This window comes from Ruegeria sp. BF8, from assembly GCF_056538625.1.
In genome coordinates this window covers 303,575-317,866 of the sequence record NZ_JBQFTL010000004.1, presented here as the reverse complement: position 1 = coordinate 317,866, position 14,292 = coordinate 303,575, and the positions used below count along the sequence as shown (strand labels likewise).

General features: G+C 63.8%; 16 protein-coding genes. 12 read left to right on the top strand and 4 right to left on the bottom strand.

All coding sequences use genetic code 11. The annotated features are described in order from the left end of the window. The first annotated feature begins 35 nt into the window (after window positions 1–35). Together ACR0LD_RS15220 and ACR0LD_RS15215 are read left to right on the top strand one after the other, a co-directional pair. Window positions 36–635: a L,D-transpeptidase gene (locus ACR0LD_RS15220; RefSeq protein WP_170365582.1), complete on the top strand. Its 600-nt coding sequence runs from the start codon at window positions 36–38 to the stop codon at window positions 633–635. A gap of 138 nt (window positions 636–773) precedes the next feature. Continuing rightward, window positions 774–956 carry a hypothetical protein gene (locus ACR0LD_RS15215; protein ID WP_005979327.1) on the top strand — a complete coding sequence of 61 codons (183 nt, stop codon included), beginning with the start codon at window positions 774–776 and terminating at the stop codon, window positions 954–956. Between the two features lie 74 nt (window positions 957–1,030). Here the strand turns inward: ACR0LD_RS15215 and hemH are convergent, their stop codons facing one another. Together hemH and ACR0LD_RS15205 are read right to left on the bottom strand one after the other, a co-directional pair. Continuing rightward, window positions 1,031–2,080, bottom strand: a complete 1,050-nt coding sequence (hemH, locus tag ACR0LD_RS15210) for a ferrochelatase (protein ID WP_480637759.1) — start codon at window positions 2,078–2,080, stop codon at window positions 1,031–1,033. A 55-nt stretch (window positions 2,081–2,135) separates the two neighbouring features. Beyond that, window positions 2,136–2,966, bottom strand: coding sequence for a methyltransferase domain-containing protein (locus ACR0LD_RS15205; RefSeq protein ID WP_480637757.1), 831 nt, complete (start codon window positions 2,964–2,966; stop codon window positions 2,136–2,138). 40 nt (window positions 2,967–3,006) lie between these two features. Between ACR0LD_RS15205 and ACR0LD_RS15200 the strand changes: the two genes are divergently transcribed. The 4 genes from ACR0LD_RS15200 to ACR0LD_RS15185 are packed head-to-tail and all read left to right on the top strand — an operon-like array spanning window position 3,007 to window position 5,291. Continuing rightward, window positions 3,007–3,711: a ComF family protein gene (locus tag ACR0LD_RS15200; RefSeq protein WP_342355398.1), complete on the top strand. Its 705-nt coding sequence runs from the start codon at window positions 3,007–3,009 to the stop codon at window positions 3,709–3,711. Between the two features lie 37 nt (window positions 3,712–3,748). Further along, on the top strand, window positions 3,749–4,006 hold the full coding sequence (grxC, locus tag ACR0LD_RS15195; protein WP_170342430.1) for a glutaredoxin 3: 258 nt from the start codon (window positions 3,749–3,751) through the stop codon (window positions 4,004–4,006). After that, window positions 4,006–4,836 carry a carbon-nitrogen hydrolase family protein gene (locus ACR0LD_RS15190; protein ID WP_480637754.1) on the top strand — a complete coding sequence of 277 codons (831 nt, stop codon included), beginning with the start codon at window positions 4,006–4,008 and terminating at the stop codon, window positions 4,834–4,836. The genes grxC and ACR0LD_RS15190 overlap by 1 nt, the downstream gene beginning before the upstream one ends. Window positions 4,837–4,850: 14 nt before the next feature. Continuing rightward, window positions 4,851–5,291, top strand: coding sequence for a MarR family winged helix-turn-helix transcriptional regulator (locus ACR0LD_RS15185; RefSeq protein ID WP_170343133.1), 441 nt, complete (start codon window positions 4,851–4,853; stop codon window positions 5,289–5,291). Between the two features lie 3 nt (window positions 5,292–5,294). Here the strand turns inward: ACR0LD_RS15185 and ubiG are convergent, their stop codons facing one another. Beyond that, a complete protein-coding gene (ubiG, locus tag ACR0LD_RS15180) occupies window positions 5,295–6,041 on the bottom strand; it encodes a bifunctional 2-polyprenyl-6-hydroxyphenol methylase/3-demethylubiquinol 3-O-methyltransferase UbiG (protein WP_170343132.1) in 747 nt (248 codons plus the stop codon). Window positions 6,042–6,089: 48 nt separating this feature from the next. Here ubiG and pip point away from each other — a divergent pair, with 48 nt between their 5' ends. The 6 genes from pip to infB all read left to right on the top strand — a co-directional run bounded on the left by pip (window position 6,090) and on the right by infB (window position 13,412). After that, window positions 6,090–7,067 carry a prolyl aminopeptidase gene (gene pip / locus ACR0LD_RS15175; RefSeq protein ID WP_170359916.1) on the top strand — a complete coding sequence of 326 codons (978 nt, stop codon included), beginning with the start codon at window positions 6,090–6,092 and terminating at the stop codon, window positions 7,065–7,067. Continuing rightward, window positions 7,064–7,885, top strand: coding sequence for an ABC transporter substrate-binding protein (locus tag ACR0LD_RS15170; protein ID WP_480637751.1), 822 nt, complete (start codon window positions 7,064–7,066; stop codon window positions 7,883–7,885). Before pip ends, ACR0LD_RS15170 begins: the two co-directional genes overlap by 4 nt. 182 nt (window positions 7,886–8,067) lie before the next feature. Continuing rightward, complete coding sequence (rimP, locus tag ACR0LD_RS15165) at window positions 8,068–8,658, top strand: ribosome maturation factor RimP (RefSeq protein WP_170342422.1); 591 nt, start codon at window positions 8,068–8,070, stop codon at window positions 8,656–8,658. Then, window positions 8,658–10,277 (top strand): transcription termination factor NusA, encoded by a 1,620-nt coding sequence (gene nusA, locus ACR0LD_RS15160; RefSeq protein WP_093963624.1) that lies wholly within the window; start codon window positions 8,658–8,660, stop codon window positions 10,275–10,277. The genes rimP and nusA overlap by 1 nt, the downstream gene beginning before the upstream one ends. A gap of 22 nt (window positions 10,278–10,299) precedes the next feature. After that, on the top strand, window positions 10,300–10,923 hold the full coding sequence (locus ACR0LD_RS15155) for an RNA-binding protein (RefSeq protein WP_170367539.1): 624 nt from the start codon (window positions 10,300–10,302) through the stop codon (window positions 10,921–10,923). Between the two features lie 8 nt (window positions 10,924–10,931). Continuing rightward, window positions 10,932–13,412, top strand: a complete 2,481-nt coding sequence (gene infB / locus ACR0LD_RS15150; RefSeq protein ID WP_480637749.1) for a translation initiation factor IF-2 — start codon at window positions 10,932–10,934, stop codon at window positions 13,410–13,412. 51 nt (window positions 13,413–13,463) lie between these two features. On the opposite strand, the gene ACR0LD_RS15145 is transcribed toward infB, so the two are convergent. Beyond that, window positions 13,464–14,291, bottom strand: coding sequence for an alpha/beta hydrolase (locus tag ACR0LD_RS15145; protein WP_480637746.1), 828 nt, complete (start codon window positions 14,289–14,291; stop codon window positions 13,464–13,466). Between the last annotated feature and the right edge of the window lies 1 nt (window position 14,292).

The following is a 14,292-nucleotide window of genomic DNA, read 5'->3' as shown; positions in this document are numbered from 1 at the left end:
GATTCTTGCACATCTTTCGCAGAGGACCTGTCACCATGGTCAAGAAACGCGTTTTCTCTTCGTCCCGCCGCGGATTCCTCGCAGGCGCATCGTCTTTGCTCGCCAGCCCGGCGATCGCCCAATACATCCCGGGCGACCCACTGCGCCCTGCACCCGAGCCTGAACCGGCCGTTCGCCGCAACGTGTCGGGGTTCAAGGCGCAGCAGTGGCAGCCCTACTTCTCGAATACCCGGAACGGGGCGATTCTGGTCGACACCGTTTCCCGCGCTTTGCACTACTGGTCGGAAGACCAAACCGTCTACAAGCTGTACCCGTCGTCGGTTCCGCTGACCGAAGAACTGACCCGCCGCGGTCGCACAAGTGTCATCCGCAAGGTCGAAGGGCCCAGCTGGTCGCCGACGCCGTCGATGAAGAAAAGAAACCCGGAATGGCCGGATTACATCCCTCCGGGGCCCGATAACCCGCTGGGAACGCACGCGTTGTATCTCAGCTGGAAGTATTACCGGATCCACGGAACCCACGATACGCGGAAAATCGGCCGCCGGTCGTCGAACGGGTGCATCGGGTTGTTCAACGAGAACATCGCAGAGCTGTACGCCATGGCGAAGGTCGGGACGCAAGTGTTGCTAATTTGACGACATTTTCGCGCGCCAACCCGCTTGCACTGCAAGTTGCAATTGCATTCGTTCTGCTTTGCTGATTAGAAAAAACCACGAGGTAAGTCTTAGGTGTGTGGTTCCGCAATTGGGATCGCGCAAACTCTGGAGGTTAATATGAAGAAACTTGTACTCGCTGCTGCACTGACCGCTGCTGCTTCGACCGCATATGCTGGCAACCTGGAAGAGCCGGTTGTTGAGGCACCTGTTGTCGTCGAAGAAACCCAGGGCTCGTCGCAGGGCATCATCCTGCCGCTGATCCTGCTGGTCGTTGTTGCCGCAGCTGTTGCCGCAGGCTAAGTCCAACGGACTACGACAAAAAAGAAAGGCGGTGGATTTCCACCGCCTTTTTTCGTGCTTGTTTCCGGGCCGGTTCAGTCCAGCCAGCCTTTGAGGTTGTCCTCGACAACCTTGCCCAAGGCCGCGATATGCGCGTCCTCGTCGTTGAGGCAGGGAATGTAGGTAAAGCTTTCGCCGCCGGCGTGCTCAAAGCTTTCGCGGATCTCTTCGTTGATCTCTTCCAGCGTTTCAATGCAGTCCGACGAAAATGCCGGGGCGATGACGGCTATGTTCTTTTTGCCCTGCCGAGCCAGTTCCGCGACGTGGTCGACGGTGTAGGGCTTCAGCCATTCCTCGGGCCCGAATCGTGACTGGAAGGTGGTCACCAGTTGATCATCCGCCCAGCCCAGCCGTTCTTTCAGCAGGCGTGACGTCTTGGCGCACTGGCAGTGGTACGGATCACCCTGCATCAGATAGCGTTCCGGCATGCCGTGATAGGAGCACACCAAAACGTCCGGCTTGGTCTCCATCGCGGCATAGGCCGTCTCGACCGACTGCGCGAGGGCGTCGATATAGGCCGGCTCGTCGAAATAGGCGGGCACCGTGCGGCTGGCGGGCTGCCAAGCCTCGTCCATCAGTGCGCGAAAGAACTGGTCGTTCGCGGTGGCGGTCGTAGCGCCGGCATATTGCGGATAGAGCGGGAAGAACAGGATGCGGTCGCAGCCCTCGGCCACCATCTGGCGGACCTTCGACTTGGTCGAGGGGTTTCCGTAACGCATGCAGAAATCCACCATGACCTTGTCGCCATACCGGTCCTGCATCGCCGCACGCATCTTGCCGGTCTGGTCCTTGGTGATGGTCATCAGCGGGCTTTCGCCCTTGTCGTGGTTCCAGATCGACTTGTACGCCGCGCCCGAGCTGAAGGGACGTTTGGTCAGGATGATCGCCTGCAGGATCGGCTGCCATTTCCAGGCCGGATAGTCGATCACCCGCCGGTCGGACAGGAACTCGTTCAGATAGCGGCGCATCGGCCAATAGCTGTAGTCGTCCGGGGTGCCGAGATTGGCCAGAAGAATGCCGACACGGCCCATCTTCACTTTTGGGTGGTCTGCCTGAGCGTGTTCCGGGCGGGTGGCATCGAACATGGTGAGCTTCCTGAATTCTGGTTTAGAGGCTGAAATAATCGGTTCGGTCAGCGGGTCAATCGGACAGTTTGCCTTCTTTCGTGCCTAGGGCGTCGGCCAGTCTCATCTGGGCCGAGCCGGGGCGCAGCGGCTTGGGCTGGCTGGCATCCGGCGCCCAGCCCGTCAGGCAGATCAGCTCGAACGTGGCACTCAGCCGGCCTTCGGGAGATGTGAAATGCGCGGCGTAAATCTCTTGGGCCCGGGAAAAGACCGCGCGGCGCGACGGGTGTTTCAACCGCTGGGTCATGGCGTTGGTTTCACCCATCGCGCGCAGGTCCCGCATCAGGTGCCACAGGTCGCGATACGTCGCCGTCAGGGGCACTTTGTCCGCAACAGGCAATGCAAAACCCGCACGCTGCAGCAGCGCGCCAAGATCTCGCAACTCGGCCATCGGCGCGACACGGGGGCTGAGACCGCCGGTCACCTCGACCTCGGCCTGACCCAGCGCGGCCCGCAATTCGTATAGCGTTTCACCGCCCAGACACACCACCAACAACAACCCGTCGGGCTGCAGCGCGCGGGCACATTGGATCAGCTGTCCCACCGGATCGTTGGCCCAATGCAGGGCCATCGCATGGACCACCAGATCATGCGCAGCGGGTTTGAGGTCCAGCACGTCGGCATCGGCCACGACCCGGGCGCCCGGCAGGACCGGCGCCCAAATCTCGGGGTAGGGGGCTACGATCGCTGGCGCAGTAAAGGATTTGTTAACCATGGAAAGGCGATCCTGCACCTCGTCCATGGCGGCGTGGTGCAGAAACAGGGCCTCGTTGCTGATCCGCGCGCGGTGTGCCGCAAGCGCTTTGCGATCGAACAGCGAGGGTGCATTGGGTGCTGGAAAATCCATAGGCCGCAATTATCGCATATGGCAGCGGATTCAAACCGCGATCGAGGTCGTGTATCCGCCACGCTGCATCGGCTGCGGCGAGATGGCGGCTTCGGATTTCGGCCTGTGCGGGCCGTGCTGGCGCGAGACCCCGTTCATCGGCGGGACGGTCTGCCACAGTTGCGGTGCGCCATTGCCTGGCAGCGATGATGGTCACCGAATCGACTGCGACGATTGCTTGCGCCGCCCGCAACCGTGGGCCGAAGGGCGCGCGGCATTGCTGTATCAGGGGCGGGCGCGGTCACTGGTTCTGGCCCTGAAGCACGGGGATCGTTCCGAACTGGCAAAACCTGCGGCGCGTTGGATGGCGCAGGCCGGTGGTACGCTATTTCGACCGGATACGGTGATCGCACCGGTGCCGCTGCATTGGTCGCGGCTGCTGAAGCGCCGATACAACCAGTCCGCGCTTTTGTCGCTCCAACTGGGAAAGGAGGCGGGCCTGCCGGTCTGTCCGGATCTGTTGATACGCAAGCGGCGCACCCCTCCGCTGGAAGGCAAAACGGCGGCCGAGCGTGCGGATACGCTGCGCGATGCGATCACCGTGCATCCGCGCCGGGCGGACCGCCTGACGGGGCGCCACGTGCTGCTGGTCGATGACGTGATGACATCGGGTGCAACCCTGGCGGCCTGCGCCCGCGCCTGCCGGGCGGCCGGGGCGGATGATATTTCCGTGTTGGTACTGGCGCGCGTTGCCAAGGATGCCTAATTCCCCCTAGATTGCGCGAAATCCAAGGGAACGGACCATGAAACCGGTTGTCATATATACCTCGCCGCTGTGCGGCTTTTGCCACGCGGCCAAACGGCTGCTGAATCAGAAAGGCGTCGCCTTCGAGGAAATCGACGTTTTGATGAACCCCAAACGCAAGCCCGAGATGATCCAGCGGGCGGGCGGGCGGCGCACGGTGCCTCAGATCTTCATCGGCGACACCCATGTCGGTGGCTGCGACGATCTGTACGAACTCGAACAGGCCGGCAAGCTGGACCCGCTGTTGGCCGCCTGATGAGAACCGCCCTGCTGCAGATCACCTCGTCGGACGACCCGGCCGCGAACTTGGACATGGTGCGCGCCATGATGGACGAGGCCGCGGGCAAGGGCGCGACGTTCATCCTGACGCCCGAGGTCACCAACTGCGTTTCGACCAGCGGAACGCGCCAACGCGAGGTGCTGCAGCACGAGGAAGACGACATCACACTGGCGGGCCTGCGCGAACAGGCGGCGGAATTGGGCGTGTGGCTGCTGATCGGATCGCTGGGGCTGAAGACTCATGACGCCGACGGGCGGTTCGCCAACCGGTCTTACATGATCGACCCGCAGGGCGGGATCGTCGCGCGCTATGACAAGATCCACATGTTCGACGTGCAGGTCACCGAGACCGAGACTTTTCGCGAATCGGCCAGCTATCGGCCCGGGTCGCGGGCGGTGATTGCCGAGACCGCCTTCGGCAAGGTCGGCATGACCATCTGCTATGACATCCGGTTCCCGCATCTGCACGCCGCGCTGGCACAGGGCGGGGCCACGATCCTGACGGTTCCGGCTGCGTTCTCTCCGGTGACCGGCGCGGCCCATTGGGAGCCGCTTCTGCGCGCCCGCGCCATCGAGACCGGCTGTTGGGTCATTGCCCCCGCGCAGACCGGGGAACACCCCAAGACCCGCGGCAAGACGCGCCATACCCACGGGTACAGCATGGTCGTGTCGCCCTGGGGCGAGGTGCTGATCGACGCAGGCACTCAGACCGGCATTCACTTTTTTGATCTGGATGATAGGTCTGTTACAGAGGCACGGCGGCGCGTGCCGTCCTTGACACATGTTCGCCCGTTCGACGGGCCCTGATCCAGAACCGGGTAATGACTGACGAAACCAACGCCCTGGCGGTCGCGCTGTTCAGCGAGATTCTGACCGCGGACCAATTGCTGCGGAACCGGCTGAGCCGGGTGCTGCCCAAGGGCATGGAAATCTCGCATTTCTCGGTGCTGAACCACCTGGTGTTCGTGGGGGGCGAGCGGACGCCTGCCCAACTGGCCAGCACATTCCACGTGACGCGCGGGGCGATGACCAACACCTTGGCCAAGCTGGAATGGGCCGGATACATCCACATCCGCCCCGATTGGGACGATGCCCGCCGCAAGATGGTGGCGATCAGCCCGGCCGGCCGCCGGGCGCGGGATCAGGCGATCTCGGCCATCGCGCCTCTGATCAACCGGGTCGTGGGCGAGCTGGGCCTTGAGCGTGTGCGCACGACCCTGCCGGTTCTACGCGACCTGCGCATGAAGCTGGAAGAGGAATAGACCTCAGCCCGGCTTCACGCTGGCGGTGACATAGTTCACGCTCAGATCCCGGTCCGAGATCGACCAGCTCCAGGTGATCGGGTTGAAGACGAATCCCTTGCGGTCCACCGGGTCCAGACCGGCCTGGCGCAGCAGATCGAACAGCTCGTCCGGGGTGATGAACTTGGACCATTCATGCGTGCCGCGCGGCAGCCAGCGCATGACGACCTCGGCCCCGAAAATCGCCATCGCATAGGATTTCGGGTTGCGGTTGATGGTCGAGCAGATTTCCAGCCCGCCGGGTTTCAGCAGCTGTTGTGTGGCGGTCAGATAGGCCAGCGGATCGGCCACATGCTCGACCACCTCCATGTTCAGGACCACGTCGAACTGTTCGCCCGCGTCGGCCATCGCCTCGGCGGTGGTGTGGCGATAGTCGATCTGAAGGCCGGATTGCTCGGCATGGATGCGGGCCACGGGCAGGTTGCGCTCGGCCGCGTCGGCGCCCACGACCTCGGCCCCCAGCCGCGCCATCGGCTCGCTCAGCAACCCGCCGCCGCAGCCGATATCCAGCAGGCGCAGGCCCGCGAACGGTTTCGCTGCCGTCAGGTCCCGGTCAAATTCGCCCGCGATCTGCTGTGTGATATAGTCCAGACGGCACGGATTGAGCATGTGCAGAGGTTTGAATTTCCCGTGCGGGTCCCACCATTCGGCGGCCATGGCCTCGAATTTTGCGATCTCGGACGGGTCAACCGTGTTCGGATGCGCTTGCATTCCTGTCTCCGTGTGCTCTTTTACGCTGTAGGACTATATAGGGCCATAATGGACAAGTACCCGGACCAAAAGCGCGCAGTGCAATATCTTTACCCGCCGGTCGATCCGTTCGACCAGCGCGTGGTGGATATGGGCGACGGGCACCGCATTTATGTGGAACAATGCGGCAATCCCGACGGGATTGCGGTGGTGGTTCTGCATGGCGGCCCAGGCGGCGGCTGCAGCCCGGCCATGCGGCGCTATTTCGATCCCGAGGTCTACCGGGTGATTCTGTTCGATCAGCGCGGCTGCGGCCGGTCGCGGCCCACGGCCTCGGTCGAGAACAACACGACCTGGCACCTGGTGGCCGATATCGAGCGCCTGCGGAAACTGTTCGAGATCGACGACTGGATCGTATTCGGCGGCAGCTGGGGCGCCACGCTGGCGCTGATCTATGCCCAAACCCACCCCGACCGGGTGACCCGCCTGGTTCTGCGCGGCGTGTTTCTGGCCACGCAGGCGGAGCTTGACTGGTTCTATGGCGGCGGGGCCGGCAAGTTCTGGCCCGAGCAATGGGCGCGCTTCACCTCCCTGCTGCGCGACTCGGAACTGTCCGACACAATCGGCGCCTACAACAAGCGGCTGTTTTCGGGCGATCGCGCGACTGAGATCCTGTACGCCCGCGCCTGGTCGCACTGGGAAAACGCGCTGGCCTCGATCCACACGAACGGGGCCGTCGGTGAAAGCCCCGGCGAATATGCGCGCACCTTCGCGCGGCTCGAGAATCACTATTTCATCAACAAGGCGTTTCTGGAACATGACGGCCAGATTCTGGACCGGATGGACCGGATCGCGCATATCCCCGGCCATATCGTGCAAGGTCGGTACGACATGATCTGCCCCCCGCAGGCGGCTTGGAGCCTGGCCGAGAAATGGCCCGAGGCCGAGCTGAAGATGGTGCGGCAGGCCGGTCACGCCCTGTCGGAGCCTGGGATCAGCGCCGAACTGGTGCGCATCATGGACCGAACCGCGCAGGAGGTTGCATGACCCGCATCGACCGCCGTGCTCTGTTCACCTCGGGTGCCGCCGCAGCCCTGCTGGCCGCGACGGGGGCCTCGCTGGCGGATACGCCGAAATCGGGCGGCGTGCTGCGCATCGCCGTGCCGCGCGATGACAGCCTGGACCGGCTGGCCCGGGGTGCGGTGTTCGACACCCTGACCGAGATCGCGCCGGACGGCACTCTGCGCAGCGAGCTGGCGACCGCATGGCAGACCGATTCCGAGGCCCGGGTCTGGACCTTCGACCTGCGTGCCGATGCGGTGTTTCACGACGGTGCGGCGCTGACGGCCGGGGATGTTCTGGCGGTCCTGTCCGAGGTCGGGCGCGCCGAAGCCCTGACGCCGGAGCGCATCCAAATCGAACTGGCCGAGGCCAATCCCGGTCTGCCTTTCCTGCTGGCCGATACCCGGTTCGTCATTACCCGCGACGGGCAGAGCGTTTCGCCGCTGCAGCAGGCAAACGGCACCGGGTGTTACCGGGTCGAACGGGCCGAGGACGGGCGCCATTTCCGCGGCCGCCGGGTCGCGGGCCATTACAAGGATGGACAGGCCGGCTGGCTGGAGGCGGTCGACATCATCGTGATCCCCGACCCGGCCGTGCGCGCCGAGGCGCTGCGTGACCGCTATGTGGACGTGTCGGTGCTGCCGGCGGCGCAAGGGCTGCGCGGTCTGGGTGGCGTGCGGTTCTTCCCCAACGAATCAGAGATGTCGCTGGCAATCTCCGGCACCGTGGGTCTGCCACGCCGGATCGGGCGGGGCGCGCCGTTGGACGATGGGCGCATCGCGGAACGCTGGTGGATGGCCTGAGACCGACCTGAAAACTGACGCGGATTGTCCGTTGGTTGACGGCAGGGGTTGCAGACTCGGGGCGTCCTGCGTATATGCAGTTGCAACAGCGGCGTGTCGGACTTCTGGTCCGAGGCTCCACCGGAAAATTCGACGGGCCGCGCGCCCGTTTTTTTGTGCCCGATTGAAGGGTAGAGCACCATATGACAAACGACCTGATAGCCAAGGCGGCGATCGACCGACGACTGGCCGAGATCATCACTCCGGTGATCGAGGATCTGGGGTATGAGTTGGTCCGCATCCGCCTGATGAGCGGCAAGCAGACTACGCTGCAGATCATGGCCGACAAGCCCGATGGCGGCATCGAGGTGGATGATTGCGCCGAGATCTCGAACGCGGTCAGCGCCACGCTGGACGTCGAGGACCCGATCCTTGACGCCTATACGCTGGAAGTGTCCAGCCCCGGCATCGACCGCCCGCTGACGCGGCTGAAGGATTTCGAGATGTTCGAGGGATACGAGGCCAAGCTGGAAACCACCGAACTGATCGACGGCCGCCGCCGCTTCAAGGGGGAACTGGCCGGTGTCGAAGGGGATGAGGTTCTGATCAACATCCCCAACGGCGAAGAGACCGTGACAATCGGCCTGCAATTCGACTGGCTGAGCGACGCCAAGCTGGTCCTGACCGATGACCTGATCAAGGAAATGCTGCGCCAGCGCAAGGATGCCGGCGCCCTGAACGAAAACGCTTTCGACGAGATTGAGACCGAAGGGTCCGAAGAGGAGACGAACTGATGGCAATCACCTCAGCAAACCAGCTTGAGCTGTTGCAGACCGCCGAGGCCGTGGCCCGCGAAAAGATGATCGACCCCGGTCTGGTCGTCGAAGCGATGGAGGAATCGCTCGCCCGTGCCGCCAAGAGCCGTTACGGCGCGGAAATGGACATCCGTGTGTCCATCGACCGCAAGACCGGCAAGGCGACCTTTACCCGGGTCCGCACCGTGGTCGCGGATGACGAGCTTGAGAACTATCAGGCCGAGATGACCGTCGAGCAGGCCAAGCAATACATGGAATCGCCCGAGATCGGTGACGTCTTCGTGGAAGAGGTCCCGCCGGTGGAAATGGGCCGGATCGCCGCTCAGTCGGCCAAGCAGGTGATCCTGCAGAAGGTTCGTGAGGCCGAGCGTGACCGCCAGTACGAAGACTTCAAGGATCGTGTCGGCACCATCATCAACGGAGCCGTCAAGCGCGAGGAATTCGGCAACGTGATCGTCGATCTGGGCGGGGCCGAGGCGGTTCTGCGCCGCAACGACAAGATCGGCCGCGAAAGCTATCGCCCCAACGACCGGGTGCGCGCCTACATCAAGGAAGTGCGCCGCGAAACGCGCGGTCACCAGATCTTCCTGTCGCGCACCGCGCCCGAGTTCATGGCCGAGCTGTTCAAGATGGAAGTGCCGGAAATCTATGACGGCATCATCGAGGTCAAGGCCGTGGCCCGTGACCCCGGTTCGCGTGCCAAGATCGCGGTCATCTCGTATGACAACTCGATCGACCCCGTCGGCGCCTGCGTTGGTATGCGCGGCAGCCGCGTGCAGGCCGTCGTGAACGAGCTGCAGGGCGAAAAGATCGACATCATCCCGTGGAACGAAGACCAGCCGACCTTCCTGGTGAATGCGCTGCAACCCGCCGAGGTTTCCAAGGTGGTTCTGGACGAGGAAGCAGGCAAGATCGAAGTCGTCGTGCCCGAGGAACAGCTGTCTCTGGCGATCGGTCGCCGTGGTCAGAACGTGCGTCTGGCCAGCCAGCTGACCGGTCTGGACATCGACATCATGACCGAGGCCGAAGAATCGGCGCGCCGTCAGAAGGAGTTCGAAGCCCGCACGCAGCTGTTCATGGACAGCCTGGACCTGGACGAATTCTTTGCCCAGCTGCTGGTCTCGGAAGGGTTCACCAACCTGGAAGAAGTGGCCTATGTCGAGTTGGACGAACTGCTGGTAATCGATGGCGTCGACGAAGGCACTGCAAACGAGCTGCAGGCCCGTGCGCGCGAATTCCTTGAGGCTCAGGCCAAGGCGGCGCTGGACAGCGCCCGCAGCCTGGGTGCCGAGGACAGCCTTATTGAATTTGAGGGTCTGACACCCCAAATGGTTGAGGCGCTTGCCAAGGACGGCGTCAAGACGCTGGAAGACTTTGCAACCTGCGCTGACTGGGAACTGGCCGGAGGCTGGACCACGGTTGATGGCCAGCGGGTCAAGGATGACGGTATTCTCGAACCCTTTGGCGTGACGCTGGAAGAGGCACAGGATCTGGTGATGACCGCCCGGGTCATGCTGGGCTGGGTCGACCCCGCCGATCTGGAGCAGCCCGAGGCGGACGTCGAGGACGAAGCAGCAGACGAGGAGGCCGAGGCCTGATTCCAGGCCTCGGGTGGCACACATGGGTCGCGGTGGCGTCCATAAGGAACGGTCCGAAGGGCCAGAGCGGAAATGCATCGCCACGGGCGAGGTACAGCCTCGGTACGGGCTGATCCGCTTTGTAACCGGCCCGGATGGGCAGGTTTTCCCGGATGTCGCGTCCAAGTTGCCGGGTCGGGGCGTTTATGTCACGGCGGATCGCAAGGCGCTGGACACGGCCGTCGGCAAGAAGCTGTTTGCACGCGGGTTCAAGGCGCAGGTGACTGTACCGCAGGACCTTGTGGACGAGGTGGAGCGTCAATTGTCGCGCCGCGTGATCGAATTGATCAGCCTGGCGCGAAAGTCCGGCGATGCGGTCGCCGGGTATGAAAAGGTCAAGTCCTGGCTTGACCGCGAAGAGGCCTGGGTTCTGATTCAGGCGGTCGATGGTTCCGGGCGCGGCAAGTCCAAGCTGAGCACGCCGCATTTCGGGAAATACATTGGCTGGCTGACCGCAGACGAGCTTGGGGCGGCATTTGGGCGCCAAACGGTGATTCATGCGGCGCTCGCCTCTGGCGGACTCGCCAAACGTGTTGTAGAGGAAGCGCAGCGCCTGCGTGGCTTGCGCGATATGGATGACGGCGGCAAGGGCCGCGCGGAAGGGTAAGAAGCTTTATGAGCGATAGTGACGGCAAAAAGACATTGGGTCTTCGTGGCGGGGCACGCCCCGGGAATGTGAAACAGAGTTTCAGCCACGGACGCACCAAGAATGTCGTGGTGGAAACCAAACGCAAGCGCGTGGTGGTTCCCAAGCCGGGAGCGTCCAAGCCCAGCGGTGGCGCTGCGCCGTCGGGTGATCCTTCGCGCCGGCCGGCCGGGATTTCCGATGCCGAGATGAATCGGCGCCTGAAGGCGTTGCAGGCGGCCAAGGCCCGTGAGGTCGAGGAAGCCGAACGCCGCGAGGCCGAGGAAAAGGCGCGCGCCGAAGAGCGTGAACGCCGCCGCGCCGAACAGGAGGCCAAAGAGCGCGAACAGCGCGAGGCCGAGGAGAAAGCCCGGCAGAAAGCCGAGGAAGAAGAGCGCAAGCAGAAAGAGGCCGAAGAAGCCGCTCAGCGCGCCGCAGCAGAAGCCGCGGCCGCGAAAGAGGCGCCCAAGGCCAAGGCCCCCGCGGCCAGCAAGCCTGCGCCAGCGGAAACGCCGCGCAAGGCGGATCGCGAACAGCGTCAGACGCGCGGCAAGGGCCGTGACGATGGCCGCCGTTCGGGCAAGCTGACCCTGAATCAGGCGCTGTCGGGCGGTGAAGGTGGTCGGCAGCGTTCGATGGCGTCGATGAAGCGCAAGCAGGAGCGTGCGCGGCAGAAAGCCATGGGCGGCTCGGTCGAGCGCGAAAAGGTGATCCGCGAGGTTCAACTGCCCGAGGCGATCGTCGTATCGGAACTGGCCAACCGTATGGCCGAACGCGTCGCCGATGTCGTCAAGTCGCTGATGAACATGGGTATGATGGTCACGCAGAACCAGACCATCGACGCCGACACTGCCGAACTGATCATCGAAGAATTCGGCCACAAGGTCGTGCGGGTTTCGGATGCGGATGTCGAGGATGTCATCTCGGATGTCGAGGACAAGGATGAAGACCTGCAGCCCCGTCCGCCGGTCATTACCATCATGGGTCACGTCGACCACGGCAAGACCTCGCTGTTGGACGCGATCCGCGACGCCAAAGTCGTTGCGGGCGAGGCCGGTGGCATTACCCAGCATATCGGCGCCTACCAGGTGAAAACCGATGGCGGCACCACGCTGACCTTCCTGGATACACCGGGCCACGCGGCCTTCACCTCGATGCGCTCGCGCGGTGCTCAGGTAACGGACATCGTGGTGCTGGTAGTCGCGGCGGATGACGCGGTGATGCCGCAGACGGTCGAGGCAATCAACCACGCCAAGGCCGCCGGTGTTCCGATGATCGTTGCGATCAACAAGGTCGACAAGCCCGAGGCCAACCCGGACAAGGTGCGCACCGACCTGCTGCAGCACGAGGTGATCGTCGAGAAAATGTCCGGCGAGGTTCAGGATGTCGAAGTGTCGGCCATCACGGGCCAGGGTCTGGACGATCTGCTGGAAGCCATCGCGCTGCAGGCCGAGATTCTGGAGCTGAAGGCCAACCCGAACCGCGCCGCGCAAGGTGCCGTGATCGAGGCGCAGCTGGACGTGGGCCGCGGCCCTGTCGCGACCGTGCTGGTCGAGAAGGGCACGCTGCGCCAGGGCGACATCTTCGTCGTGGGCGAGCAGTACGGCAAGGTCCGTGCGCTGATCAACGACAAGGGCGAGCGCGTCCAGGAAGCCGGGCCTTCGGTTCCGGTCGAGGTTCTGGGCCTCAACGGCACGCCTGAGGCCGGTGACGTTCTGAACGTGACAGAGACCGAAGCGCAGGCCCGCGAAATCGCGGAATATCGCGCACAGGTTGCCAAGGACAAGCGCGCCGCCGCCGGTGCCGCGACCACGCTGGAACAGCTGATGCAGAAGGCCAAGGAAGACGAGAACGTGGCCGAACTGCCCATTCTGGTCAAGGCCGACGTGCAGGGCTCGGCCGAGGCGATCGTCCAGGCGATGGAGAAGATCGGCAACGACGAAGTACGCGTGCGCGTGCTGCATTCGGGCGTCGGCGCCATCACCGAAACCGATATCGGCTTGGCCGAAGCGTCGGGTGCTCCGGTCTTTGGCTTCAACGTGCGGGCCAACGCGTCGGCGCGCAACACCGCCAACCAGAAGGGCGTCGAGATCCGCTACTACTCGGTGATCTACGACCTGGTGGATGACGTCAAAGCCGCCGCCTCGGGCCTGCTGAGCGCCGAGATCCGCGAGAAGTTCATCGGCTACGCCGAGATCAAGGAAGTGTTCAAGGTCACTGGCGTCGGCAAGGTTGCCGGCTGTCTGGTCACCGAGGGCGTTGCCCGCCGTTCGGCCGGCGTGCGCCTGCTGCGCGACAACGTGGTGATCCACGAAGGCACGCTGAAGACGCTGAAACGCTTCAAGGACGAAGTGGCCGAGGTTCAGTCGGGTCAGGAATGCGGTATGGCGTTCGAGAACTACGACGATATCCGCCCCGGCGACGTGATCGAGATCTTCGAGCGCGAGGAAGTCACCCGCACGCTGGATTGATCCGGTCGAAATCGAAAGAAACGGCGGTCCCCAGGGCCGCCGTTTTCGCTTTCAGGGGTGGTCGTTCAGAAATGTCCCGTCCTTGAGGATGATGTCGAAATGGTGCGTGCCCGGCTGCAGGTCAAAGCTGACCGCGTGCCCGGTCTTGCGCAACGCTTCGGCATAATCGCGGCTCTGGCGGATGAACTCGGCCGTGTCCCGCTCGCCCACCGTGACCCGATAGCGCGGCCCGGGCGCGGGCAGGTTCAGGGTGGGGGACAGGTCGTGCAGCTCGACCGGGGTCAGCTGCAGGGGATCGTTGACCGGGGTCAGACTGATCGGTTCCAGGTCGTAGACGCCGCTGATCAGGATGACTTCGCGCACCCGCAGGCCGATCCGGGCGAATTGGTCGGCCGAGGTCGCCATGACCATCGCCGCCAGATGCGCGCCGGCGCTGTGCCCGGACAGGGTGACATGCGAGGCGTCGAACCCCAGCGACTTGGCCCGGGTGGCCAGCCACATCAGCGCGGTCCGGCATTCATCGACCATCTGGCCCAGCCGCGCGTCGGGGGCGAGCGTGTAGTTCACCGTCGCAAAGGCCTGCCCGCCTTGGACCAGCGCGGGCGCCATCATCGCCGAGTCGCGCTGGCTGAGCGCCTGCCAATAGCCGCCGTGGATAAACACATGCAGCGGTGCGCCGGGCGCGCGGGCGGGAAAGAAATCCAGCACCTGCGCGGGAGTGTCGCCATAGCCGAGGGTCTCTTGCACCGTCAGTTGCGCCCGCGCCTGCGCGCTGAGCACTGAATAGGCCGCCAGATAGGGCGCAAGGTCGCCGCCGATCATCGAACTGGGCGCGTATTCGCGCTCCAGCTCGGCTTGGGTAAATCCGCGATACAGCATG